We start from the raw sequence: 21,530 nt of genomic DNA, 5'->3' as shown, positions 1-21,530 counted from the left end.
GGAAAGACCCCCGGCCGCCGGCGGCGAAGTCCGGGATTGCTGGACAGAGGTCCGGCCTGGGGCTAGACCGGGCGGCAAACCGGCGCCGGCCGGACCAGACGCTTTGCGATGAAGGCTATGACATGCCCAGCTTGAATGATATCCGCTCGACCTTCCTGAGCTTTTTCGAACGCAACGGCCACCGGGTCGTCGAATCCAGCCCCCTGGTGCCGCGAAACGATCCGACCCTGATGTTCACCAACTCGGGCATGGTGCAGTTCAAGAACCTGTTCACCGGGGTCGAGAAGCGCGACTACAACCGCGCCACCACCGCGCAGAAATGCGTGCGCGCCGGCGGCAAGCACAACGACCTGGACAATGTGGGCTATACCGCCCGGCACCATACCTTCTTCGAAATGCTGGGCAACTTCAGCTTTGGCGATTACTTCAAAAGCCAGGCCATCCCCTATGCCTGGGAATTGCTGACCAAGGATTTCGGCATCCCCAAGGACAAGCTGCTGGTCACCGTCTACCACACCGACGACGAGGCCGCGGATATCTGGAAGAAGGTCGCGGGCCTGACGGACGACCGCATCATCCGCATCCCGACCAGCGACAACTTCTGGCAGATGGGCCCGACCGGCCCCTGCGGCCCCTGCACCGAGATCTTCTACGACCACGGCGACCAGATCTGGGGCGGCCCGCCCGGCTCGGCCGATGAGGACGGCGACCGCTTCATCGAGATCTGGAACCTCGTCTTCATGCAGAACGAGCAGTTCGAGGACGGCTCGATGCGCGCGCTCGACATGCAGTCGATCGACACCGGCATGGGGCTGGAACGGATCGGCGCGCTCTTGCAGGGCAAGCACGACAATTACGACACCGACCTGATGCGGTCGCTGATCGAGGCCAGCGCCCATGCGACCAGCGCCGACCCGGACGGCCCGGGCAAGGTGCATCACCGCGTCATCGCCGACCACCTGCGCTCGACCAGCTTCCTGATCGCGGACGGGGTGATGCCCAGCAACGAAGGGCGCGGCTATGTGCTGCGCCGCATCATGCGCCGCGCCATGCGCCACGCGCATATGCTGGGCGCCAAGGATCCGGTCATGCACCGCCTGGTCCCCGCGCTGGTGCGCCAGATGGGTGCCGCCTATCCCGAACTCGGCCGCGCCCAGCCCCTGATCGAGGAGACGCTGCGGCTCGAGGAGACGCGCTTCAAGCAGACGCTCGACCGCGGCCTGCGCCTGCTGGATGACGAACTGTCGCGCCTGCCCGAGGGGGCGAACCTGCCCGGCGAGGCGGCCTTCAAGCTTTACGACACCTACGGCTTCCCGCTGGACCTGACCCAGGACGCGCTGCGCGAAAAGGGCCGCAGCGTCGACACCGCCGGCTTCGACGCCGCCATGGCCGAGCAGAAGGCCAAGGCCCGCGCCGCCTGGGCCGGCTCGGGCGAGACCAAGGACGCCGCGATCTGGTTCGACCTGGCCGAACAGCACGGGGCCACCGAATTCCTGGGCTACGACACCGAGGAGGCCGAGGGCCAGATCCTGGCCCTGGTGCAGGACGGCGCCGCGGTCGAAACCGTGTCCGAGGGTCAGCCGGTCCAGATCGTCGTCAACCAGACGCCCTTCTACGGTGAATCCGGCGGCCAGGTCGGCGACACCGGGCTCATCAAGACCGAAACCGGCGCGGCGCGCGTCACCGACACCAAGAAAGCCAATGGCGTCTTCATCCATGTGGCCGAGGTGACGCTGGGCACGATCAGCCGCGGCCAGGGCGCGCAGCTCTCGGTCGATCACGACCGCCGCAGCGCGATCCGCGCCAACCACTCGGCCACGCACCTGCTGCACGAGGCGCTGCGGCGCGCGCTCGGCGATCACGTCGCGCAGCGCGGCAGCCTGAACGCGCCCGACCGGCTGCGCTTCGACTTCAGCCACGGCAAGGCGCTGACGCCCGAGGAAATCGCCCAGGTCGAACGCGAGGTGAACGATTTCATCCGCCAGAACAGCCCGGTCGAAACCCGGATCATGACCCCCGACGACGCCCGCGCCCTAGGCGCCCAAGCGCTGTTCGGCGAGAAATACGGCGACGAGGTGCGCGTCGTGTCCATGGGCGAACTGGACGGCTCGGGCAAGGGCAACGAGGGCCGCACCTATTCGCTGGAACTCTGCGGCGGCACCCATGTCGGGCGCACCGGCGACATCGGCATGTTCGCCCTGACCACCGAAACCGCCTCGGCCGCCGGCATCCGCCGGATCGAGGCGCTGACCGGCCAGGCCGCGATGGACGAATTGCGCCGCGTGGACGCCGAGCTTTCCGAAATCGCCGGTATCCTCAAGGCGCAATCGGGCGACGTGGTGAACAAGGTCCGCGCCTTGGCCGAGGAACGCAAGGCGCTGGCCAACGAGGTCGCCCAGCTCAAGCGCCAACTCGCCATGGGCGGGGGCGCCGAGGACGCACCCAAGGAGATCAACGGCATCAAGCTGATCGCCCGCCGCGTCGACGGCGTTTCCGGCAAGGAACTCGGCCCGCTGGTGGATGAGATGAAGGCCAGGCTGGGTTCGGGCGCCGTCGTGGTGCTGGCCGAGGCCGAGGGCAAGGCCACCGTCGCCGCCGGCGTCACCCCGGACCTGACCGCGCGCGTCAGCGCCGTGGACCTGGTCCAGGCCGCGACTGCGGCACTGGGCGGCAAGGGCGGCGGCGGCCGCCCCGACCGTGCCCAGGGCGGCGCCCCCAGCCTGGCGCTGGCCGACCATGCCATCGCCGCCGTCGAAACCCTGATCGGAGAGAAGGCATGACCGCGCTCTGGATTGCCCATGTGACCGTCACCGACCCCGAGGCTTACGGCGAATACGCCAGGCTCGCCGGTCCGGCCATCGCCGCCCATGGCGGGGTCTTCCTGGCGCGCGGCTCGCGCTATGTGCAGCTTGAAGGCGCCGACCGCGCCCGCAATGTCGTCGCCCGCTTTCCCAGCGTCGAGGATGCGGTGGCCTGCTACAACTCGCCCGAATACCAGGCGGCGCTGGACCATGCCCGGAATGCGGCAGAGCGCGACCTTGTGATCGTCGAGGAAAACCCCGCCTGAGGGTTTTTGGTGATTCTCCGGCCTTTCCATGCTAGCCCTTGGAAAAGCGTGAAAACGGGGACAGGAAATGTGTCGCTGGGCAGCCTATATCGGCAGTCCGATCTTTCTTGAGGATGTGATCTGCCGGCCCGGCCATTCGCTGGTCCGGCAAAGCCACGACGCGCAGCGGTGCCTGACGCCGGTCAATGCGGACGGCTTCGGCCTCGCCTGGTACGGCGAACGGGCCGAGCCGGGGCTTTACCGCGACATCATGCCGGCCTGGTCCGACAGCAATCTGAAAAGCCTGACCGCGACGCTGAAATCGCACCTGTTCCTGGCGCATGTGCGCGCCTCGACGGGGACCGCGACCAGCCGCAACAACTGCCATCCCTTCGTCGTCGGCCGCTGGAGCTTCATGCACAACGGCCAGTTCGGCGGCTACGACCGCTACCGCCGCCATGCCGAGGCGCTGATCCCCGACGATTATTACGCCCACCGCAAGGGCGCCACCGACAGCGAGGCGCTGTTCCTGATGGCCCTGGGCGAGGGGCTGGACAGCGACCCGGCCGGCGCCATGGCCCGCGCCACGGCCCGGTTCCAGGCGCTGGCCCGCGACCGGGGCGAGGCGCCGCATGTCCGCCTGACCGCCGCCTTCTCGGACGGCCAGCGGCTCTATGCGCTGCGCTACGCCAGCGACGACCAGGCGCCGACACTGTTCCACCGCTGGTCGGAAAACCGCAACGGCCGCGCCGTGGTCTCGGAGCCCCTGGAAAGCGACGAAGCCGACTGGATCGAGGTGCCGGCGCAAAGCTTCTGCGTCTTCGAGGGAGCCAGGGTCGCGATCGCCCCCTTCCAGCCCGACCTCCTGCGCGCCGCCGCCTGACGCGCCGGGCGGCAAGGACGCCGGACCCGAAACGCCGGACCAGGGATCGACCCGGTTCCGGCACCCCGGCTTTCACCGTTTTCCAAATACCCGATCCGGCCCCGCCGCTCGCGCCGCCGCGCGGTGCTTCATCCCCGCGCGCCCATCAGACTCGCGCCCATCAGACTGCGGACGGGGCCTGAAAGGGCAGGGCGCACCACCACGGATGCGCAAACAGGGGCGCGGCCATCGCCGCACCCCTGCTCCGGCGGTCAGATCCAGACCAGGTCGCGAAAGACGTAATGCACGATACGGTCCCGCGCGATTCCCATGCGGGCCAGTTCCTCGTCCGATTTCGCTTCGAGCGCGGCGATCTCCGCCCGGCGCGAGCGCGTCTCGACATAGGCGTTCAGACCCTGGCCCAGCTTGGCAAAGAAGGCGTCATAGGCGGCCGGCAGCCAGGACGAATAGGCGTTGGAGTGCAGTGCCATTGGAAACCCTTTCGGTGTTGGCGAACGGTTTCCTCCCCTGCAGGCCAAGATAAGTCATCCTTGCTGCCGTAGCTACTGCCGAAACTGCAATGCTGCGTTGCGGCATCGGCTCCCTGTCGTTCCGTCAGTCCTCCATGAACCGCGCATCCACCGGCACCGCAAGCGCGTTGGCCAGCGCATTGGTCTGGCTGGCCATGGCGATCACCGCCAGCAGTTCGGCGTGCTGCGCGGGGGTCATGCCCTTGGCGCGGGCGGCGGCGGTGTGGGAATGGACGCAATAGGAACAGCCGTTCGCCGTCGAGACCGCCAGATAGACCATCTCCTTGACCAGCGGGTCCAGCGCGCCCGGCCCCATGACCGCCGAAAGCCGTTCCCATGTCGCGCGCAGAAGCGCCGGATCATGCGCCAGCGCGCGCCAGAAGTTGTTGACGTAATCCGTGCCCCGTGCGGCGCGGATGGCTTCGAAGACTGCCCGCGATTCCGCGGGCGCCTCCTCGTCGGACAGCAGCGGGACCGTTGCCATCAGACCAGCGCCATCACGCGGGCCGGGCCGCCGGTGCCGCGCGCGTGCTTGGGTGCCCCGACAAAGATCGTTGCGCCCTTGGCCGGAAGCTGGTCGACATGGGCCAGGTTCTCGATCCCGTAGCGCCCGCCCGGCAGCCAGGAGTTGTGCACCGCGAAATCGGCCGAGTTGCCGGGGTCCAGGGACAGCGTGTCGCTGGCGATGGCCGCGACATCCATCGTCGCCAGCAGATCCGTCGCCGACTTGCCGAAGCCCGGAAAGGCGAATGCCCCGTCCGGCGTGTTGCGGAACGCGGGCGTGGCGACCTTCGCGCCCCAGCCGGAATGCATCGCGACGCAGGCGCCCGCCGGGATCGCGCCATGGGCGCTGATCCAGGCCTCGACATCCTCGGCCTCCAGCGCCGCATTGGCGTCGTCGCGGGCCTTGGCGGTGATGTCGATGACGCAAAGCGGGCAGATCAGGCTTTCCGGCGGCAGTTCCGCCACCGACATGCCGTCCTTGGAAAAATGCAGCGGCGCGTCGACATGGGTGCCGGAATGCTCAAAGACGGTGATCTTCCACAGCTGATAGCCCGAGGCGTCGAAATTCACCGCCTCCTCATAGGCGATGCCGGGCACCCCGTCGAAGGTCGGGAACTTTTCGTCGAACACATAGGTCAGGTCCAGGACCTTGCCCCTGGCCTCGGCCAGGGCCGGGCGGGCGCTCAGCGCGCTGGACGCGATGGCGGCGGCGCCGCTGGCGGCCGCCCCCATGAACAGGCTGCGCCGGCTCATCATGGTTTGCTTGACGCTTTCGATCACGCAGGCATTGCACATGGTCTGTCTCCCTTGCGGCCGGGACCGTCCCGGTCGCCCCAGTGTTCCCACGACTGCCGCGCCCCCGGCAAAGCATTTCCGCACGGGCCGCAGGCCGATTTTCCGCGCGGCATGGAATGCGCTTTCCCAGCAGCGCCCTGGCCATTATACCGTGCTCGGCATTCATGACCGCGGAAGGAAAGCACAATGGCCAATGTGGTGGTCGTCGGCGCGCAATGGGGCGACGAAGGCAAGGGCAAGATCGTGGACTGGCTGTCCGAACGCGCCGACGTGATCGCGCGCTTCCAGGGCGGGCACAACGCGGGCCACACGCTGGTCATCGGCAACCAGGTCTACAAGCTGTCGCTCCTGCCCTCGGGCATCGTGCGCGCGGGCAAAATGGCGGTCATCGGCAACGGCGTCGTGCTGGACCCCTGGGCGCTGTTTGCCGAAATCGACAAGCTGTCGGCCCAGGGCGTGCAGATCAGCCCCGAAAACCTGATGATCGCGGAAAACACGCCGCTGATCCTGCCGCTGCATCAGGACCTCGACAAGCTGCGCGAAGAGGCGGCGGGGGCCTCCAAGATCGGCACCACCGGCCGCGGCATCGGCCCGGCGTACGAGGACAAGGTCGGCCGCCGGACCATCCGCGTCGCCGACCTCGGCGACGAAGAGACGCTGGACGCCCGGCTCGACCGGCTGCTCGCGCATCACGATGCGCTGCGCCAGGGCCTGGGCGCCACGCCCATCGACCGGGCCGAGCTGCGCGCGAAGCTCCTGGAGATCGCGCCGAAGCTTCTGCAATACGCCCAGCCGGTCTGGAAGGTGATGAACGACTATCGCCGCGCCGGCAAGCGCATCCTGTTCGAGGGCGCGCAGGGCTCGCTGCTCGACATCGACTTCGGCACCTATCCTTACGTGACCTCCTCGACCACCATGTCGGGCATGGCCGCGACCGGCACCGGCATGGGCCCCTCGGCCATCGGCTTCGTGCTGGGCATCGTCAAGGCCTATACCACCCGCGTCGGCTCCGGTCCCTTCCCGAGCGAGCTCGAGGATGAGGACGGCCAGCGCCTGGGCGAGCGCGGCCATGAATTCGGCACCGTCACCGGCCGCAAGCGCCGCTGCGGCTGGTTCGACGCGGTGCTGGTGCGCCAGACCTGCGCGATTTCCGGCGTGGATGGCATCGCGCTGACCAAGCTCGACGTGCTGGACGGGTTCAAGACGCTGAAGATCTGCACGGGCTACGAAATCGACGGCCAGCATTTCGACCACCTGCCCACCGCCGCCGCCCTGCAGGCCAAGGTGACCCCGGTCTACGAAGAGATGCCGGGCTGGCAGCAATCGACGCAAGGCGCGCGCAGCTGGGCCGATCTGCCGGCCGAGGCGATCAAATACGTCCGCCGCATCGAGGAACTGATCCAGTGCCCCGTGGCGCTGCTTTCGACCTCGCCCGAGCGCGACGACACCATCCTCGTCACCGACCCCTTCGCCGACTGATGGACCTCAAGGCGCGCAAACGCTGGTCGCTGGTGGTGCTGCTGATCGGCCTGCCGCTTTACATCGTGGTGGCGGTGACGCTGATGAACTGGCTGGACGCCCGCTTCGGACGCCTGCCGATCCTGGCCGAATTCGCGGTCTATGTGGGCCTGGGCGTGCTCTGGGCCTTCCCGTTCCGCCGCATCTTCCGCGGCATCGGCAAGGGCGAATGATCCTGCAAAGCCGCCAGCCCGTCACCCTGATCGGTGGCGGGCCGCTCGGGCCGGACGACCTGGCCCAGGCGCTGGCGCTGGCGCCCACCGTGGCCGCGGCGGACGGCGGCGCCGACCAGGCCCTGGCCCGGAGCCTGACCCCCGCCGCCGTCTGGGGCGATTTCGACAGCCTGTCTGAGGCGGCCCGCACCGCCATCCCGGCCGAAAACCTGCACCGCATCGCCGAACAGGACAGCACGGATTTCGAAAAATGCCTGTCCCGGATCGACGCGCCCCTGGTCATTGGCCTGGGCTTTTCCGGCGCGCGCCAGGATCATTTCCTGGCCGCTCTCTCGACGCTGGCGCGCCGCCTGGGCCCGCCCTGCATCCTGCTGGCGGGCGATGACGCCATCGCCCTGGCCCCGCCCGAAATCGCCCTGGACCTGCCGCCCGGCACCCGCGTCTCGCTGTTCCCGATGGGACCGGCGCGCGGGCGCTCGCAGGGTCTGGAATGGCCCATCGACGGGCTCGACCTTGCCCCGGACGGGCGCGTCGGAACCTCGAACCGCTGCACCGGCCCCCTGCGCCTGGCGATCGAAGGACCCGTGCTGCTGATCCTGCCGCGCGCGCATCTGGCCGACCTTGCGCAGGCGCTTTGAAGGTTTCCTTGTTGTTCAAATACCCATTCGGCACTGCTGGCCAAGACCACCGGCGTCGCTTTTGCGAAACGGCCGGTTTGGGTATTTGAACAACAAGGAAACCCTGCACTTGCACAAGTCCGGTTGCCGAGACCGCTTGTGGCGCGCCTTGCGCCGAATTAAGCCTTGCGCCATGCAGACCGGCGGACCGATTTCCCTTGCGACCCCCATGCGCTTTGCCGCCGATCCTCCGGCGCAGGCCGATGTGGTCGTGATCGGCGGCGGCATCGCCGGCGTCGCGACGGCGCTTTACCTGGCCGAGGCCGGGCGCCGGGTCGTCCTGTGCGAAAAGGGCCGCATCGCGGGCGAGCAAAGCTCGCGCAACTGGGGCTGGGTGCGCCAGCAGGGCCGCGACCCGGCCGAACTGCCGGTGATGATCCATGCCCTGCGCCTGTGGGACGGCTTGCAGCAGCGCTTGGGCGAGGCGGTGGGGCTGCGCCGGACCGGGACCACTTATCTGGCCAATGGCCGGGCGGATCTGGCGAATTTCGAAAGCTGGCTGCCCCATGCCCGCGCCCATGGCTTGGACACGCGGATGCTGTCGCGGGCGGAACTGGATGCCCTGCTGCCCAATGCCGCCGGCTGGGTCGGCGGACTTCACACTGCGAGCGATGCGCGGGCCGAGCCCTGGACCGCCGTTCCCGCCATCGCGGGCCTTGCCGCCGAGGCGGGCGCGAGCCTGCACGAATCCTGCGCCGTGCGCGCCGTCGAGACCGCCGCCGGGCGGGTTTCGGGGGTGGTCACCGAAAAAGGGCCCATCGCTGCGCCGCAGGTGCTGCTGGCCGGGGGCGCCTGGTCCTCGCTTCTGGCGCGCCATGCGGGGCTGGGCTTTCCGCAGCTTGCGGTGCGCGCGACGGTCGCTGCGACGCCGCCGATGCCGGAGTTCCACGCCGGCAACGCCGCCGATTCCGGCTTTGCCTTTCGCCGTCGGGCGGATGGCGGCTATACGCTGGCGCCGGGCATCGGCCATGATTTCTGGGTCGGGCCCGACGCATTCCGGAACCTGGGGGCCTTTCTGCCGCAGATCCGCCGCGACATGCGCCACACCCGCCTCGCGCCCGCGGCGCCGCGCCACTATCCCGATGCTTGGGGGACGCCGCGCCGCTGGGCGGCGGACGCAGCCTCGCCCTTCGAGGCGATGCGCGTCCTTGACCCGGCCCCGAACCTGGGACGGATCGAAACGCTGCGCGACGATTTCGCTGCGGCATTCCCCGCGCTTGGCCGACCCGCGATCGCCCGCGCCTGGGCGGGGATGATCGACGTGACGCCCGACCAGGTGCCGGTGCTGGACGAAACCCCGCTGCCGGGATTCTACATCGCGACGGGGTTGTCCGGCCACGGCTTCGGAATCGGGCCGGGGGTGGGGCGGGTCATGGCCGACATGATCCTGGGCCGGGCGCCGCAGCATGATCTGCGCCGGTTCCGGTTCTCGCGCTTTTCGGACGGGTCGCGGGTCGAACTGGGGCCGTCCATCTGATCGCGGTGCATGGGCGGTGTACGCCCGGTGTACGCGCCGTGCACGGGCTGCACGGCCAAAATCCCGGCGATCCTTGGGTTTTCGTGCCTGTCCCGGGGGCCGGTGCACCGGCGCAACGCGCGCTGCCGTTGCGCGGGCTTGCGGCGCCCCGCGAAAGGGCTAACCTGCCCGCGAAGGAGAGTGTCCCATGCCCGTCAAGAACCGCTTCGCCGAACTGCTGCCCGAGATCGCCGCCTGGCGCCGGGATTTCCACGAGAACCCGGAACTGCTGTACGAGGTGCATCGCACCGCCGCCCGCGTCGCCGCGCTGTTGCGCGACTTCGGCTGCGACGAGGTTGTCGAGGGCATCGGCCGCACCGGCGTCGTGGGCGTGATCCGGGGTCGGACCGACCGCAGCGGCCGGGTCGTGGGCCTGCGCGCGGACATGGACGCGCTGCCCATCCGGGAACGGACGGGGCGCGCCTATGCCTCGAAAAATCCGGGGGTCATGCACGCCTGCGGGCATGACGGCCACACCGCCATGCTGCTTGGCGCCGCGAAATACCTGTCCGAGACGCGCAATTTCGACGGCACCGCCGTGGTCATCTTCCAGCCCGCCGAGGAGGGCGGCGGCGGCGGCCTGGCCATGGTCCAGGACGGGCTGGTCGAGCGTTGGGGCATTCAGGAGTTCTATGGCATGCACAACATGCCCGGCTATCCGGTCGGCACGTTCGCGATCCGCGAAGGCGCGATGATGGCCGCCGCCGACCAGTTCGACATCGTGGTGACGGGCAAGGGCGGCCACGCGGCCAAGCCGCATGAATGCATCGACACCACATTGGTGGCTGCGCAGATTATTGTTGCACTTCAGTCCGTTGTGTCGCGCAACGTCGATCCGCTGAAAAGCGGCGTGGTCTCGGTCTGCGTGGTCGAGACGGATTCCACCGCCCACAACGTCATCCCGCAGATGGTGACCCTGCGCGGCACCGCCCGCAGCCTTGATCCCGAGGTGCGCGACCAGATCGAGGCCGCCATCGCGAGGGTCGCGGAAAACACCGCCGCGGCGCTGGGCGCCCGGGCCGAGGTGCATTACGAGCGCGGCTATCCCGTCACCATGAACGACCCGCAAGCCACTGGTTTCGCGGCGGAGGTGGCCCGGCAGGTGGCCGGTTTCGTGAACATGGACATGCTGCCCCTGATGGCGGGCGAGGATTTCAGCTATATGCTGAACGAACGGCCGGGCGCCTATATCTTTGTCGGCAACGGCGACACCGCCATGGTTCATTCGCCGGAATACGATTTCGACGACAATGCGATCCCGGCGGGCGCAAGCTGGTATGCCGGCATGGTCGAGGCGCGGATGCCGGCTTCCGCCTGAGCGCCGGCCCGGCGGCGGCGCCGGAATATGGGTATTTGAAAAACGGTGATTGCTGAAGGGGGCCGCGCGGGCCCCCTTGGTCTTGCCTAGAAGTGGATGGCGCGGCCATAGGCCGAAAGCACGGATTCGTGCATCATTTCCGACAGGGTCGGGTGCGGGAAGACCGTCTCCATCAGCTCGGCCTCGGTGGTTTCCAGCGTGCGGCCGACGACATAGCCCTGGATCAGTTCGGTGACCTCGGCGCCGACCATATGTGCGCCCAGCAGCTCGCCGGTCTTGGCGTCGAAGACGGTCTTGACCAGCCCCTCGGGTTCGCCCAAGGCGATGGCCTTGCCGTTGCCGATGAAGGGGAAGCGGCCGACCTTGATCTCGTAACCCGCGGCCTTGGCCTTCTCCTCGGTCAGGCCGACGCTGGCGACCTGCGGGTTGCAATAGGTGCAGCCCGGAATCGAGTTCGGCTTGATCGGATGCGGATGCTGGCCGGCGATCAGTTCGGCCACCATGACGCCTTCGTGGCTGGCCTTGTGGGCAAGCCAGGGGGCGCCCGCCACGTCGCCGATGGCATAGAGCCCCTCGACGCCGGTGCGGCAATATTCGTCGGTCACGACATGGGTGCGGTCGATCTTGGCGCCCAGCTTTTCAAGGCCGAGGTTTTCCACGTTGCCGACGATGCCGACGGCCGAGATCACCGTGTCGAACTCCTGCGTCTCGGTCTTGCCGTCCTTTTCGATGTGGGCGGTGACCTTGCCGGAGGCGCGGTCCAGTTTCTTGACCGTGGCCTTCTCGATGATCTTCATGCCCTGCTTGACGAACTGCTTTTTCGCCAGCGCCGAGATTTCCGCATCCTCGACCGGCAGCACGCGGTCCATGACCTCGACCACCGTGGTATCAGCGCCCAGCGTGTTGAAGAAGCTGGCGAATTCGATGCCGATCGCGCCCGACCCGATGACCAGCAGCTTCTTGGGCATGCGCGGTGGCTGCAGCGCGTGCTTGTAGTTCCAGACCAGGTCCCCGTCGGCTTCCAGCCCCGGCAGGTTGCGGGCGCGGGCACCGGTCGCCAGCACGATGGCCTTGCCGGTGATTTCCTCGGCGCCCTTGTCGGTCTTGACGCTGATCTTGCCGGGGGCGGTCAGCGTGGCCTCGCCCATGATGACGGTGACCTTGTTCTTCTTCAGCAGGTGGCCGACGCCGCCCGCGAGTTGCTTGGCCACGCCGCGCGAGCGTTGGACGACGGCACCCAGGTCATAGCCGATCTGGCCGGCCGAAAGGCCGAATTCCTTGGCGCGGTGCATCAGGTGGAACACCTCGGCCGAGCGCAGGAGCGCCTTGGTCGGGATGCAGCCCCAGTTCAGGCAGATGCCGCCCAGGTGCTCGCGCTCGATACAGGCGACTTTCAGGCCCAGTTGGGCCCCGCGAATGGCGCAGACATAGCCGCCCGGGCCGGAACCGATCACCACCATGTCGAAGTTCTGCGCCATGGAATCCCCCTCTGAAAAAGATAGTTGAGCGTTAAACCATTTATCCCAGACCATCAAGCGACAGCTTGCCCGATACCAGCGCGCCGTAGCCTCCGCCTTCCATCACGCGGGATTCCGCCGGTGTGGGGCTGCGTCCCAGGGCGGCATTGCGCCAGGGAAAGCGGCCGAAGCGGGCGATGGTGTCGCGATGGATCTGGGCGTGGCGCAGGTTTTCGCCCGGCATGAATTCGGCGAACAGCTCGACCGCGCGATCCTGATCCTCAAGGTTTTCGCTGTGCTCGAAGGGCAGGTAGAAGAACTGCCGCGCCGGCGGGTCGATGCGCAGGTCGAACCCCGCCGCGATGGCCTCGTCCGCCAGCCGACGGGCCAGGTCGTCGGTGGCGAAGGCGCGGGGATCGTCGCGGAACATGTTGCGCGGGAACTGGTCGGTCAGGATCAGCGCTGCCAGCGCCCCTTCGGGGTCCCCGGCCCAGGCGGGGGCCAGCACCGCCGCATCGTCCCAGGCGGCGCGGAAGCGGTCGCGGATCTGCTGGTCCAGTGCGTCCGAGCGTTCGTACCAGCCCTTCGGGCCGACCTCCTCGATCCAGAAGCGGTTGATCTCGGCCGGTGTGACGGTGGTCATGGGCGCCTCTCCCTGATTTCAGGGGATGGTCGCAGAGCGGGCAGGCCGCTGCAAGGCCCGATGCTCAGTCGGTGCGCAGCTCGTCCGAGCCCGCGGTTTCCAGCGCCGCCTCGACCGCCAGCGGCGTGGCCGAGGGGGCGATGACCGCAAAGCTCTGGTCCTGGACAGGAGTCGGGCGGCGGGTGCGGCGCCAGCCGGTGTACAGCGCCAACACCAGAAGCAGCGCACCGATATAGGCCCAGAACCCGTCCGGGCCCAGCGTCTCCATCAGCCAGCCGGTGATCAGCGGGCCGGTGATGGCGCCGACGCCGTTGATGAACAAAAGCCCCGCCGAGGCTGCCGCCATGTCCTTGGCATCGAGGAAGTCGTTGGTATAGGCCAGCAGCAGCGAATAGACCGGGTTCGCCACGCCCCCGATGATGGCCGCGGTCAGAAGCAGCCCCCAGATATCCGGCTGCAGCATCAGCGTGGCAAGGCAGGCCAGCGTGCCCAGGACCGCCAGGGCCAGCACGATCACGCGCCGGTCGCCATGGTCCGACAGCCAGCCGACCGGATATTGCAGCACCAGCCCGCCGATGTAGATGGCCGCCACGAAGGCCGAGATTTCGGTGACCGAAAGCCCGCGCGCCGAACCCCAGACCGAGGCCATGCCGAAGATCGCTGAAAACACCCCGCCCATCAGGAAGATGCCCACGCATCCCAGGGGCGAGACGCGGAACAGGGTGGCGAAGCTCATCCTCTGGATGGTCGAGAACTGCGGCGCGGGCTGGGCCGACAGCAGGATCGGCAGGAAGGCGAAGCTGACCAGGACCGAGGGGATGATGAACAGCAGGTAGCCCGCCGGATCGGCCGTGTTCATCAGGATCTGCGCGCCGATGATGCCCAGCATCTGCACGATCATGTAGGCCGAAAGCGCCTGGCCTCGCGTCTCGTTGGTGGCGCTGGCGTTCAGCCAGCTTTCCGAGGTGATGTAGACGCCGGAAAAGCAGAAGCCGATGATCAGGCGCTCGATGGCCCAGATCTCCCACCGGGGGACGACCGCGTAAAGCACCAGCACCGCCGAAATGGTCGAGGCGAGGGCGGCAAAGACGCGGACATGGCCGACCTTCTGGATCATGTCCGGCACCATGCGCGAGCCGAGCAGGAAGCCGCCGAAATAGGACGCCATCACGACCGACATCTGGGTCGTCGAAATTCCCTCGATGCTGCCCCGGATGCCCAGCAGCGTGCCCTGCATCCCATTGCCGACCATCAGCAGCAGGATACCCAGAAGCAGCGGCCAGGTCGTGCGCAGCACGGTCAGCATGAAGGGCGTCCTTTATGGTACAAGCAGCGAGGCGTCGCCGTAGCTGAAGAAGCGATAGCCCGAATCCACCGCGTGGCGATAGATCCGGCGAATCCGATCCTGCCCCATCAGGGCCGACACGAGCATGAGCAAAGTCGACCTGGGAAGGTGGAAATTCGTCATCAGCCCGTCCGTCACCCGAAAGCGATAGCCGGGATAGATGAAGATCTCGGTCACGCCCCGGAACGGCTGGACCCGGCCATCCGGGGTGGCGGCCGATTCGATCAGGCGCAGGGCGGTGGTGCCCACCGGGATCACCCGGCCGCCGGCGGCGCGGGTTTCGTCGATGGCGGCGGCGGCCTCGGGCGTGACCTCGCCCCATTCGCCGTGCATCTTGTGGGTGGTCACGTCCTTGACCTTGACGGGCAGGAAGGTGCCCGCGCCGACATGCAGCGTGACATGGGCAAAGCGCACGCCGCGCGCGCGCAGCGCCGCCAGCAGCGGTTCGTCGAAATGCAGGCTGGCGGTCGGTGCCGCCACCGCGCCCGAGCGACGCGCCCAGACGGTCTGATAGTCCTGCCGGTCGGCCTCGTCCGGGGCGCGCAGGGCGGCGATATAGGGGGGCAGGGGCATCGCGCCGACCTGCGCCAGCGCCGCGTCGAAGGCGTCGCCCGTGGCGTCGAAGCGCAGGACCAGCGCGCCATCCCCGATCTCGGCGACCTCGGCGGAAAGCGCGTCGCCAAAGCGGATGACCTCGCCCGGCTTCAACTTGCGCAGGGGCTTGGCCAGCGCCTTCCAGCCGTCGGCCACGGGCTCCAGCAGGGTGATCTCGACGCGGGCCACGGCCTCGCCCTGCGGCGTGGCGCGGCTGCGGGTGCCGGTCAGCCGGGCAGGGATCACCCGCGTGTCGTTCAGGACCAGCAGGTCGCCCGGCCCCAGCAGCTCGGGCAGGTCGCGCACATGCAGGTCGCGCAGGCTGTCGCCCGTCGCCGCCAGCAGCCGCGCGGACGACCGGGGCCTGGCGGGCCGCGTCGCGATCAGCCCCTCGGGCAGGTCGAAGTCGAAATCATCCAGCGTCATGGCCGGGTTCTGGCCCCGCCGCGCAACGGGGTCAAGCTGGCCCGAATGGTCTAGCAAAAAAGTCATCTTTACATGTCCGATAAAATTGCTAGGTTATGGGCACGCTAGAGGTAGGCCGATGATCATCTGTCACTGCACCCAGATTTCGGACCACGACATCCGCGCCGCGGTGGACTGGATGCGGGCCGCCGACCCCGAAACGATCATCACCCCCGGCAAGATCTATCACGCCCTGGGCAAGCGCGCCGATTGCGGCGGCTGTATGCCCTTGTTTCTGGACACCATGCGCCGTTGCGATAATCTGGCGGTGCCCCCGATCCTCCGAGGGCTCAGAGCCAACCGCACAGGGGTAAGCCATGAAGGGCGACGAAAAGGTCATCGAGTATCTCAACGCAGCGCTGCGGTCTGAACTGACCGCGGTCAGCCAGTACTGGCTGCATTACCGCCTGCAAGAGGACTGGGGCTATGGCCGCATCGCCGACAAGTCCCGGGCCGAGTCGATCGAGGAAATGCACCACGCCGACCGGCTGATCCAGCGAATCATCTTCCTGGAAGGTCATCCGAATCTGCAAAAGCTCGATCCGCTGCGCATTGGCCAGACGCTTCGGGAAACGCTGGAATCGGATCTGGCCGCCGAACACGACGCCCGCACCCTGTATATCGAGGCGCGGGATTACTGCGAATCGGTCAAGGATTACGTCAGCAAGATCCTGTTCGAGGACCTCATCAAGGATGAGGAAGGCCATATCGACTTCCTCGAAACCCAGTTGGACCTGTACGAGGAAATCGGCGCCCAGAACTATGGCCAGCTGAACGCCAAGCCCGCCGACAAGGCCGAATGATCGTTTGGGGGCCTCTCAGGCGGCCCCCAGCCAGTCGCGCGCCAGCGCCGGCAGATCGTCGAAATGGGCCAGCAGCGCCTCGGGCGCCAGACGGGTCAGTGCCTCGCCTTCGGGGCCGAAGGCGACCAGCGCGACCTTGACGCCGGCGGCCGAGGCGGTCTTGCGGTCCGTTTCCGTGTCGCCCACCAGGAAGGATCGCGCGACCGCGCCCCCCGCGCCCTCGACCGCGGCCTGATAGGGACGGGGATCGGGCTTGCTGACCGGCAGCGTGCCCGCACCCACGACGCAGGCAAACCGGTCGCGGATGCCCAGTTCGTCCAGCAGGATCTCGGCCACGCGGATCGGCTTGTTCGTGCAGACCGACAGCCGGTGCCCGTCCCGCGCCAGAGCATCCAGCGCCTCCAGCGCACCGGGATAAAGCCTGGTGTGGACGGCGACGGCCTCGCCATAGAAATCCAGCAGCCGGGGGTAATCCTCCTCCTCGGCGCCGGGGGGCATCAGGGTGTCGGCGCCCACGCGGCCGTATCCCGCGCGCAGCATGGCCCGGCCGCCGTGAAAGGCGATCAGCGCGTCGTCGACCGGATGCAGCAGGTCGCCCAGGCCCCGGGCCCGGAAACAGGCGTTGGCCGCCGCGATCAGGTCGCCCGAGGTATCGGCCAGCGTCCCGTCCAGATCAAAGACCACCGTTCCCGTCATGCTGTAACCTTCCGTCAGAATGTTTGATCTCGCCGGGCCTTTCCCCGGTCCCGCCCCCTAGGTAGAACGCGGGCGTGACAGATAAAACAGACAAGAGGCCGGCATGACCCAGAATCCCGCAGCCCTGATCGTTCTGGCCGCCGGGCAGGGCAGTCGGATGCAGTCCGACCTGCCCAAGGTGCTGCACCGGCTGGGCGGCGTGCCGCTGGTCGGCCATGCGCTGGCCGCTGGCCGGACGCTGGAGCCCGAGCGGGTCGTGGTCGTCGCGGGCCACGGCGCGGCCCAGGTCGAAAAGGCCGTGCGCAAGCTGGAACCCGAGGCGACCATTGCGCTGCAGTCCGAACAGCTGGGCACCGGCCATGCGGTGCTGCAGGCGCTGCCGCTGCTGGACGGGTTCGAGGGCCGGGTGATCGTGCTTTACGGCGACACCCCCTTCATCGGCGCCGACACGTTGGCAGCACTTGCCAGCCACACCGCCGACGTGGTGGTCCTGGGGTTCGAGGCGGCCGATCCGGGGCGCTATGGCCGGCTCGTCACCGGCCCCGAGGGGCTGGAACGGATCGTCGAATGGAAGGACGCGGACGAGGCCACCCGCGCCATCCGCCTGGTGAACTCGGGTGTGCTGGCCGCCGACGCGGGCCTGCTGCGCGACCTGCTGCCGCGCCTGGGCAACCGCAATGCCTCGGGCGAGTACTACCTGACCGACATCCCCGCGCTGGCCCGCGCCGCAGGCCGCCGGGTCGAGGTCGTCACATGCGACGAGGACGAGACGCTGGGCATCAACACCCGGGCCGAGCTTGCCGCCGCCGAGGCCGCCTTCCAGGCCCGCGCCCGCGCCCGCGCGCTCGACGACGGGGTGACGCTGACCGACCCCGCGACGGTCTGGTTCGCGCTGGATACCGTGATCGGCCGCGATGCGATCATCGGCCCGAATGTCGTCCTGGGCCCCGGCGTCACCATCGAAAGCGGGGCCGAGATCCTGGCCTTTTGCCATCTCGAGGGCTGCCACATCAGTGCCGGCGCCACGGTCGGCCCCTTCGCGCGACTGCGTCCGGGGGCGGAGCTGGGGGGCGATGTCCATGTCGGCAACTTCGTGGAAATCAAGAACTCGGTCCTGGACGAAGGCGTCAAGGTGGGCCACCTGACCTATCTGGGCGACACCCATGTGGGCGAGCGCACGAACATCGGCGCCGGCACCGTGACCTGCAATTACGACGGCGTGGGCAAGCATCGCACGGAAATCGGCCCCCATGCCTTCATCGGCTCGGACACCATGCTGGTGGCGCCGGTGCGGGTGGGGGCGCGGGCGGTGACGGGCTCGGGCTCGGTCATCACCGAGGACATCCCGGACGATGCCATGGCGATCGGCCGGGCGCGGCAGGTAACCAAGCCGGGCCTGGGCGCGCGGCTGATGCAGGCCCTGCGCCAGAAGAAGAAGGGACAGTAAAGATGTGCGGCATCATCGGCATCCTCGGCCATCACGAGGTTTCGCCCCAACTGGTCGAGGCGCTAAAGCGGCTGGAGTATCGCGGCTATGACAGCGCGGGCGTGGCGACGGTCGACGCCTCGGGGCGGCTGGACCGGCGGCGCGCGGTGGGCAAGCTGATCAACCTGTCCGACCGGCTGGTGCATGAGCCGCTGACGGGACATGCCGGCATCGGCCACACCCGCTGGGCCACCCACGGCGCCGCGACCGAGGCCAACGCCCATCCCCATCGCCGCGGCCCCGTCGCCGTGGTCCATAATGGCATCATCGAGAATTTCCGCGCGCTGCGTGACGAGGTGATCGCCCTGGGGATGCAGCCCGAATCGCAGACCGACACCGAAACCGTGGCCCTGCTGACCGCCTGGCACATGAGCCAGGGCCTGGGCCCGGTCGAGGCGGCGCGGGCGACGCTGGGCCGGTTGCACGGCGCCTTTGCCCTGGCCTTCCTGTTCGAGGGCGAGGCCGACCTGATGATCGCCGCCCGCCGCGGCAGTCCGCTGGCCATCGGCCACGGCGACGGCGAGATGTTCCTGGGCTCGGACGCGGTGGCGCTGGCGCCCTTCACCGACCGCATCACCTATCTCGAGGACGGCGACCACGCGGTGATCCGCCGCCAGGGCGCCGAGATCTTCGACGCGGCGGGCCAGCGCGCCAACCGCGACCTGCAGCAGATCGACGTGGGCGCCACCCAGATCGACAAGGGCGGCTTTCGCCATTTCATGGCCAAGGAAATCGCCGAGCAGCCGGTCGTGCTGGGCGATGCGCTGAACCACTACGTCAAGGGCGACCGGATCGTCCTGCCCGAGGCGCTGGATTTCAGCGCCGTGGACCGGCTGACGCTGGTCGGTTGCGGCACGGCCTATTATGCCGCCCATGTCGCGCGCTACTGGTTCGAGACGCTGGCCGGGCTGCCCTGCGACCTGGATGTGGCCTCGGAATTCCGCTATCGCGAGCCGCCGCTGTCGCCGCAAAGCTGGGCGCTGTTCGTCAGCCAGTCGGGTGAAACCGCCGACACGCTGGCCGCGCTGCACTATGCCCGCGACAAGGTGGCGCGGACCGTGGGCGTGGTGAACGTCGGCACCTCGGCCATCGCCCGCGACGCCGATATCGCGCTGCCGACGCTGGCCGGGATCGAGGTCGGCGTGGCGTCCTCCAAGGCGTTCACCTGCCAGTTGGCGGTGCTGGCCGTGCTGGCGCTGAAGGCGGCGCAGGACCGCGGCCGGCTGGACGCGGCGGGGCTGGCGGCGCATCTGGCGGACCTGCGCGCGCTGCCGGGCTTGCTGAATCAGGCGCTGGCGGTCAGCGACGAATGCCGCCGCCTGGCCGGCTGGCTGTCCGAGGCGCAGGACGTGCTGTATCTGGGCCGGGGGCCGCTTTATCCGGTGGCGCTGGAGGGGGCGCTGAAGCTCAAGGAACTCAGCTATATCCACGCTGAGGGCTATGCCTCGGGCGAGTTGAAGCATGGCCCCATCGCGCTGATCGACCGCAACGTGCCGGTGGTCGTGCTGGCGCCGCGCGACGGGCTGTTCGACAAGACCGTCTCGAACATGCAGGAGGTCATGGCCCGCCACGGGCAGGTGCTGCTGATTTCGGACGCCGAGGGGGTCGAGAAGGGCGGACAGGGTGTCCACGACAGCCTGACCATGCCAACCGGCGGGGGCGTGTTCCAGCCGATCCTTTATGCCGTGCCGATGCAATATCTGGCCTATCACACCGCTGTCGCCAAGGGCACGGACGTGGACCAGCCCCGCAACCTGGCGAAATCGGTCACGGTGGAATAAGGGAAAGGGCCCGGCCGTCGCGCCGGGCCCTCTCGCGTCAGCGTCCCGTGGTCACCGGCCGGTCGTCGCGCGGCACGCCGCCGACGATATCGTCATCCTTCTCGCCGAAGGATTTCCAGATCGTGGCGCCGATGACCGCGCCCAGGATCGGGGCGACCCAGAACAGCCACAGCTGGCCGATGGCCCAGCCGCCCGCGAACAGCGCCTGGCTGGTCGAGCGGGCGGGGTTGACCGAGGTGTTCGTCACCGGGATCGAGATCAGGTGGATCAGCGTCAGCGCAAGCCCGATGGCCAGCGGCGCAAAGCCCTTGGGCGCGCGGCCATGCGTGGCGCCCAGGATCACGATCAGGAAGAAGCCGGTCAGGATCACCTCGATCAGCAAGGCGGACAGCAGCGAATAGCCGCCCGGCGAATGCGTGCCATAGCCGTTCGCGGCAAAGCCGCCCAGGTCCGCGCCCGCCTTGCCCGAGGCGATGACGTAAAGCGCCGCCGCAGCCAGGATCGCGCCCACGAGCTGCGCCAGGATATAGGGCAGCAGTTGCGACGACGGGAAGCGCCCGCCGACGGCCAGCCCGACCGAGACGGCAGGGTTGAAGTGCCCGCCCGAGATGCCGCCGACCGCATAGGCCATCGTCACCACGGTCAGCCCGAAGGCCAGGGACACGCCCAGAAGGCCGATCCCGACCTCGGGGAAGGCGGCGGCCAGCACGGCACTGCCGCAGCCGCCAAAGACCAGCCAGAATGTGCCGAGCGCCTCGGCCGCTAGTTGTTTCTGCATCATGAACTCCAGATCTGTCACTCGTCATGGCATGGGCCCCGGAGAAGGGGCGGTCGCTGGAATCACGATCCGTCTAAGCTGCAAGGGAATAAACAAAAATGTACCGGACGAGGCGGTTTTCGCAGCGGCTGTTGCAAGGATGCGAAAGACAAAAAGGCCGCCTGGTCCATCGGGACGCGGGCGGCCGGAAATCGTGAGGCAAACGAAGGGAGACAGAGGAGGCGGGGCGCGGCGGGCGCCCCTTGGGCAATCAAGGCGGGCAGGCGATCAGAGGTGGATCGTGCGGAAGGCCGATTGCGGGATGCCCAGGGTCTTCAGGTCCGCGGCAGCCGGCATGCGGTGCATCTCGGTCGCCGCGGCAGCGCGGATGGCGGCGCGGATCGTGTCGAGGGCGGTGCGGATGGTGCGAAGAGCGGTCATTGTTCTGCCTGTCTGGAACGGTGTTTCGATGACAGGAAGATGGGCTCCGGGCCGGCCCGGCACAACGCGGCTTATGGTCAACCCCGCCATGAGCCCAGGTCATGACGGGGTTAACGGTCGGTG

Annotated in this window: 22 protein-coding genes; 12 read left to right on the top strand and 10 right to left on the bottom strand. The window is 68.3% G+C overall.

Annotated elements, in window-relative coordinates; genetic code table 11:
- Positions 1 to 122 precede the first annotated feature (122 nt).
- The 3 genes from alaS (at position 123) to BU28_RS0103920 (ending at position 3,929) form a co-directional block, all read left to right on the top strand.
- The gene (gene alaS / locus BU28_RS0103930) at positions 123 to 2,780 is read left to right on the top strand and encodes an alanine--tRNA ligase (protein ID WP_028718297.1); all 2,658 of its coding nucleotides are present in this window, start codon (positions 123 to 125) and stop codon (positions 2,778 to 2,780) included.
- Positions 2,777 to 3,067 carry a DUF1330 domain-containing protein gene (locus tag BU28_RS0103925; RefSeq protein WP_028718296.1) on the top strand — a complete coding sequence of 97 codons (291 nt, stop codon included), beginning with the start codon at positions 2,777 to 2,779 and terminating at the stop codon, positions 3,065 to 3,067. The genes alaS and BU28_RS0103925 overlap by 4 nt, the downstream gene beginning before the upstream one ends.
- Positions 3,068 to 3,134: 67 nt before the next feature.
- Positions 3,135 to 3,929, top strand: coding sequence for a class II glutamine amidotransferase (locus BU28_RS0103920; protein ID WP_028718295.1), 795 nt, complete (start codon positions 3,135 to 3,137; stop codon positions 3,927 to 3,929).
- Positions 3,930 to 4,180: 251 nt separating this feature from the next.
- Here BU28_RS0103920 and BU28_RS0103915 read toward each other — a convergent pair whose 3' ends face one another.
- The 3 genes from BU28_RS0103915 to BU28_RS0103905 form a co-directional block, all read right to left on the bottom strand.
- A complete protein-coding gene (locus BU28_RS0103915; protein ID WP_028718294.1) occupies positions 4,181 to 4,399 on the bottom strand; it encodes a hypothetical protein in 219 nt (72 codons plus the stop codon).
- Between the two features lie 124 nt (positions 4,400 to 4,523).
- Positions 4,524 to 4,922, bottom strand: coding sequence for a carboxymuconolactone decarboxylase family protein (locus BU28_RS0103910; RefSeq protein WP_028718293.1), 399 nt, complete (start codon positions 4,920 to 4,922; stop codon positions 4,524 to 4,526).
- Positions 4,922 to 5,737 carry a cyclase family protein gene (locus BU28_RS0103905; RefSeq protein WP_028718292.1) on the bottom strand — a complete coding sequence of 272 codons (816 nt, stop codon included), beginning with the start codon at positions 5,735 to 5,737 and terminating at the stop codon, positions 4,922 to 4,924. The genes BU28_RS0103910 and BU28_RS0103905 overlap by 1 nt, the downstream gene beginning before the upstream one ends.
- A 186-nt stretch (positions 5,738 to 5,923) precedes the next feature.
- Here BU28_RS0103905 and BU28_RS0103900 point away from each other — a divergent pair, with 186 nt between their 5' ends.
- The 5 genes from BU28_RS0103900 to BU28_RS0103880 all read left to right on the top strand — a co-directional run bounded on the left by BU28_RS0103900 (position 5,924) and on the right by BU28_RS0103880 (position 10,939).
- Positions 5,924 to 7,216 carry an adenylosuccinate synthase gene (locus tag BU28_RS0103900; protein ID WP_028718291.1) on the top strand — a complete coding sequence of 431 codons (1,293 nt, stop codon included), beginning with the start codon at positions 5,924 to 5,926 and terminating at the stop codon, positions 7,214 to 7,216.
- On the top strand, positions 7,216 to 7,428 hold the full coding sequence (locus BU28_RS0103895) for a DUF2842 domain-containing protein (RefSeq protein WP_028718290.1): 213 nt from the start codon (positions 7,216 to 7,218) through the stop codon (positions 7,426 to 7,428). Before BU28_RS0103900 ends, BU28_RS0103895 begins: the two co-directional genes overlap by 1 nt.
- A complete protein-coding gene (locus BU28_RS0103890) occupies positions 7,425 to 8,066 on the top strand; it encodes a thiamine diphosphokinase (protein ID WP_028718289.1) in 642 nt (213 codons plus the stop codon). Before BU28_RS0103895 ends, BU28_RS0103890 begins: the two co-directional genes overlap by 4 nt.
- A gap of 172 nt (positions 8,067 to 8,238) precedes the next feature.
- Positions 8,239 to 9,582, top strand: a complete 1,344-nt coding sequence (locus BU28_RS0103885; protein WP_028718288.1) for an NAD(P)/FAD-dependent oxidoreductase — start codon at positions 8,239 to 8,241, stop codon at positions 9,580 to 9,582.
- 187 nt (positions 9,583 to 9,769) lie between these two features.
- Complete coding sequence (locus BU28_RS0103880; RefSeq protein ID WP_028718287.1) at positions 9,770 to 10,939, top strand: M20 aminoacylase family protein; 1,170 nt, start codon at positions 9,770 to 9,772, stop codon at positions 10,937 to 10,939.
- A gap of 86 nt (positions 10,940 to 11,025) precedes the next feature.
- On the opposite strand, the gene lpdA is transcribed toward BU28_RS0103880, so the two are convergent.
- The 4 genes from lpdA to queA form a co-directional block, all read right to left on the bottom strand.
- Positions 11,026 to 12,417, bottom strand: a complete 1,392-nt coding sequence (lpdA, locus tag BU28_RS0103875; protein WP_028718286.1) for a dihydrolipoyl dehydrogenase — start codon at positions 12,415 to 12,417, stop codon at positions 11,026 to 11,028.
- A 40-nt stretch (positions 12,418 to 12,457) separates the two neighbouring features.
- Entirely contained in the window at positions 12,458 to 13,039 is a 582-nt protein-coding gene (locus tag BU28_RS0103870; protein ID WP_028718285.1) for a DUF924 family protein, read from the bottom strand.
- A gap of 64 nt (positions 13,040 to 13,103) precedes the next feature.
- The gene (locus BU28_RS0103865) at positions 13,104 to 14,345 is read right to left on the bottom strand and encodes an MFS transporter (protein WP_028718284.1); all 1,242 of its coding nucleotides are present in this window, start codon (positions 14,343 to 14,345) and stop codon (positions 13,104 to 13,106) included.
- 12 nt (positions 14,346 to 14,357) lie between these two features.
- Positions 14,358 to 15,404: a tRNA preQ1(34) S-adenosylmethionine ribosyltransferase-isomerase QueA gene (gene queA / locus BU28_RS0103860; RefSeq protein WP_028718283.1), complete on the bottom strand. Its 1,047-nt coding sequence runs from the start codon at positions 15,402 to 15,404 to the stop codon at positions 14,358 to 14,360.
- Between the two features lie 118 nt (positions 15,405 to 15,522).
- Between queA and BU28_RS24470 the strand changes: the two genes are divergently transcribed.
- Together BU28_RS24470 and bfr are read left to right on the top strand one after the other, a co-directional pair.
- Positions 15,523 to 15,813 carry a (2Fe-2S)-binding protein gene (locus BU28_RS24470; protein ID WP_080622019.1) on the top strand — a complete coding sequence of 97 codons (291 nt, stop codon included), beginning with the start codon at positions 15,523 to 15,525 and terminating at the stop codon, positions 15,811 to 15,813.
- Positions 15,761 to 16,246 (top strand): bacterioferritin, encoded by a 486-nt coding sequence (gene bfr / locus BU28_RS0103855; RefSeq protein ID WP_028718282.1) that lies wholly within the window; start codon positions 15,761 to 15,763, stop codon positions 16,244 to 16,246. The genes BU28_RS24470 and bfr overlap by 53 nt, the downstream gene beginning before the upstream one ends.
- Before the next feature lie 15 nt (positions 16,247 to 16,261).
- On the opposite strand, the gene BU28_RS0103850 is transcribed toward bfr, so the two are convergent.
- Entirely contained in the window at positions 16,262 to 16,942 is a 681-nt protein-coding gene (locus tag BU28_RS0103850) for an HAD-IA family hydrolase (protein WP_028718281.1), read from the bottom strand.
- A gap of 103 nt (positions 16,943 to 17,045) precedes the next feature.
- Between BU28_RS0103850 and glmU the strand changes: the two genes are divergently transcribed.
- Together glmU and glmS are read left to right on the top strand one after the other, a co-directional pair.
- A complete protein-coding gene (glmU, locus tag BU28_RS0103845; RefSeq protein WP_028718280.1) occupies positions 17,046 to 18,389 on the top strand; it encodes a bifunctional UDP-N-acetylglucosamine diphosphorylase/glucosamine-1-phosphate N-acetyltransferase GlmU in 1,344 nt (447 codons plus the stop codon).
- A 2-nt stretch (positions 18,390 to 18,391) separates the two neighbouring features.
- Entirely contained in the window at positions 18,392 to 20,209 is a 1,818-nt protein-coding gene (gene glmS, locus BU28_RS0103840; RefSeq protein WP_028718279.1) for a glutamine--fructose-6-phosphate transaminase (isomerizing), read from the top strand.
- 37 nt (positions 20,210 to 20,246) lie between these two features.
- Here the strand turns inward: glmS and aqpZ are convergent, their stop codons facing one another.
- Positions 20,247 to 20,987: an aquaporin Z gene (gene aqpZ / locus BU28_RS21945; RefSeq protein ID WP_051577717.1), complete on the bottom strand. Its 741-nt coding sequence runs from the start codon at positions 20,985 to 20,987 to the stop codon at positions 20,247 to 20,249.
- A gap of 267 nt (positions 20,988 to 21,254) precedes the next feature.
- A complete protein-coding gene (locus tag BU28_RS25940; RefSeq protein ID WP_099649000.1) occupies positions 21,255 to 21,407 on the bottom strand; it encodes a hypothetical protein in 153 nt (50 codons plus the stop codon).
- Between the last annotated feature and the right edge of the window lie 123 nt (positions 21,408 to 21,530).

It is taken from the genome of Paracoccus yeei ATCC BAA-599, from assembly GCF_000622145.1.
GTDB lineage: Bacteria > Pseudomonadota > Alphaproteobacteria > Rhodobacterales > Rhodobacteraceae > Paracoccus > Paracoccus yeei.
The sequence above is the reverse complement of the archived record's forward strand: the minus strand, read 5'-3'. Positions and strand labels throughout refer to the sequence as shown.

Coding starts and splice junctions, on each gene's coding strand:
- BU28_RS24470 (WP_080622019.1), top strand. CDS start 15,523: ATGATCATCTGTCACTGCACCCAGATTTCGGACCACGACATCCGCGCC.
- BU28_RS0103920 (WP_028718295.1), top strand. CDS start 3,135: ATGTGTCGCTGGGCAGCCTATATCGGCAGTCCGATCTTTCTTGAGGAT.
- BU28_RS0103870 (WP_028718285.1), bottom strand. CDS start 13,039: ATGACCACCGTCACACCGGCCGAGATCAACCGCTTCTGGATCGAGGAG.
- BU28_RS0103880 (WP_028718287.1), top strand. CDS start 9,770: ATGCCCGTCAAGAACCGCTTCGCCGAACTGCTGCCCGAGATCGCCGCC.
- alaS (WP_028718297.1), top strand. CDS start 123: ATGCCCAGCTTGAATGATATCCGCTCGACCTTCCTGAGCTTTTTCGAA.
- BU28_RS0103885 (WP_028718288.1), top strand. CDS start 8,239: ATGCAGACCGGCGGACCGATTTCCCTTGCGACCCCCATGCGCTTTGCC.
- BU28_RS0103905 (WP_028718292.1), bottom strand. CDS start 5,737: ATGTGCAATGCCTGCGTGATCGAAAGCGTCAAGCAAACCATGATGAGC.
- queA (WP_028718283.1), bottom strand. CDS start 15,404: ATGACGCTGGATGATTTCGACTTCGACCTGCCCGAGGGGCTGATCGCG.
- lpdA (WP_028718286.1), bottom strand. CDS start 12,417: ATGGCGCAGAACTTCGACATGGTGGTGATCGGTTCCGGCCCGGGCGGC.
- bfr (WP_028718282.1), top strand. CDS start 15,761: ATGAAGGGCGACGAAAAGGTCATCGAGTATCTCAACGCAGCGCTGCGG.
- aqpZ (WP_051577717.1), bottom strand. CDS start 20,987: ATGCAGAAACAACTAGCGGCCGAGGCGCTCGGCACATTCTGGCTGGTC.
- BU28_RS25940 (WP_099649000.1), bottom strand. CDS start 21,407: ATGACCGCTCTTCGCACCATCCGCACCGCCCTCGACACGATCCGCGCC.
- glmS (WP_028718279.1), top strand. CDS start 18,392: ATGTGCGGCATCATCGGCATCCTCGGCCATCACGAGGTTTCGCCCCAA.
- BU28_RS0103895 (WP_028718290.1), top strand. CDS start 7,216: ATGGACCTCAAGGCGCGCAAACGCTGGTCGCTGGTGGTGCTGCTGATC.
- BU28_RS0103900 (WP_028718291.1), top strand. CDS start 5,924: ATGGCCAATGTGGTGGTCGTCGGCGCGCAATGGGGCGACGAAGGCAAG.
- BU28_RS0103850 (WP_028718281.1), bottom strand. CDS start 16,942: ATGACGGGAACGGTGGTCTTTGATCTGGACGGGACGCTGGCCGATACC.
- BU28_RS0103865 (WP_028718284.1), bottom strand. CDS start 14,345: ATGCTGACCGTGCTGCGCACGACCTGGCCGCTGCTTCTGGGTATCCTG.
- BU28_RS0103915 (WP_028718294.1), bottom strand. CDS start 4,399: ATGGCACTGCACTCCAACGCCTATTCGTCCTGGCTGCCGGCCGCCTAT.
- BU28_RS0103890 (WP_028718289.1), top strand. CDS start 7,425: ATGATCCTGCAAAGCCGCCAGCCCGTCACCCTGATCGGTGGCGGGCCG.
- BU28_RS0103925 (WP_028718296.1), top strand. CDS start 2,777: ATGACCGCGCTCTGGATTGCCCATGTGACCGTCACCGACCCCGAGGCT.
- BU28_RS0103910 (WP_028718293.1), bottom strand. CDS start 4,922: ATGGCAACGGTCCCGCTGCTGTCCGACGAGGAGGCGCCCGCGGAATCG.
- glmU (WP_028718280.1), top strand. CDS start 17,046: ATGACCCAGAATCCCGCAGCCCTGATCGTTCTGGCCGCCGGGCAGGGC.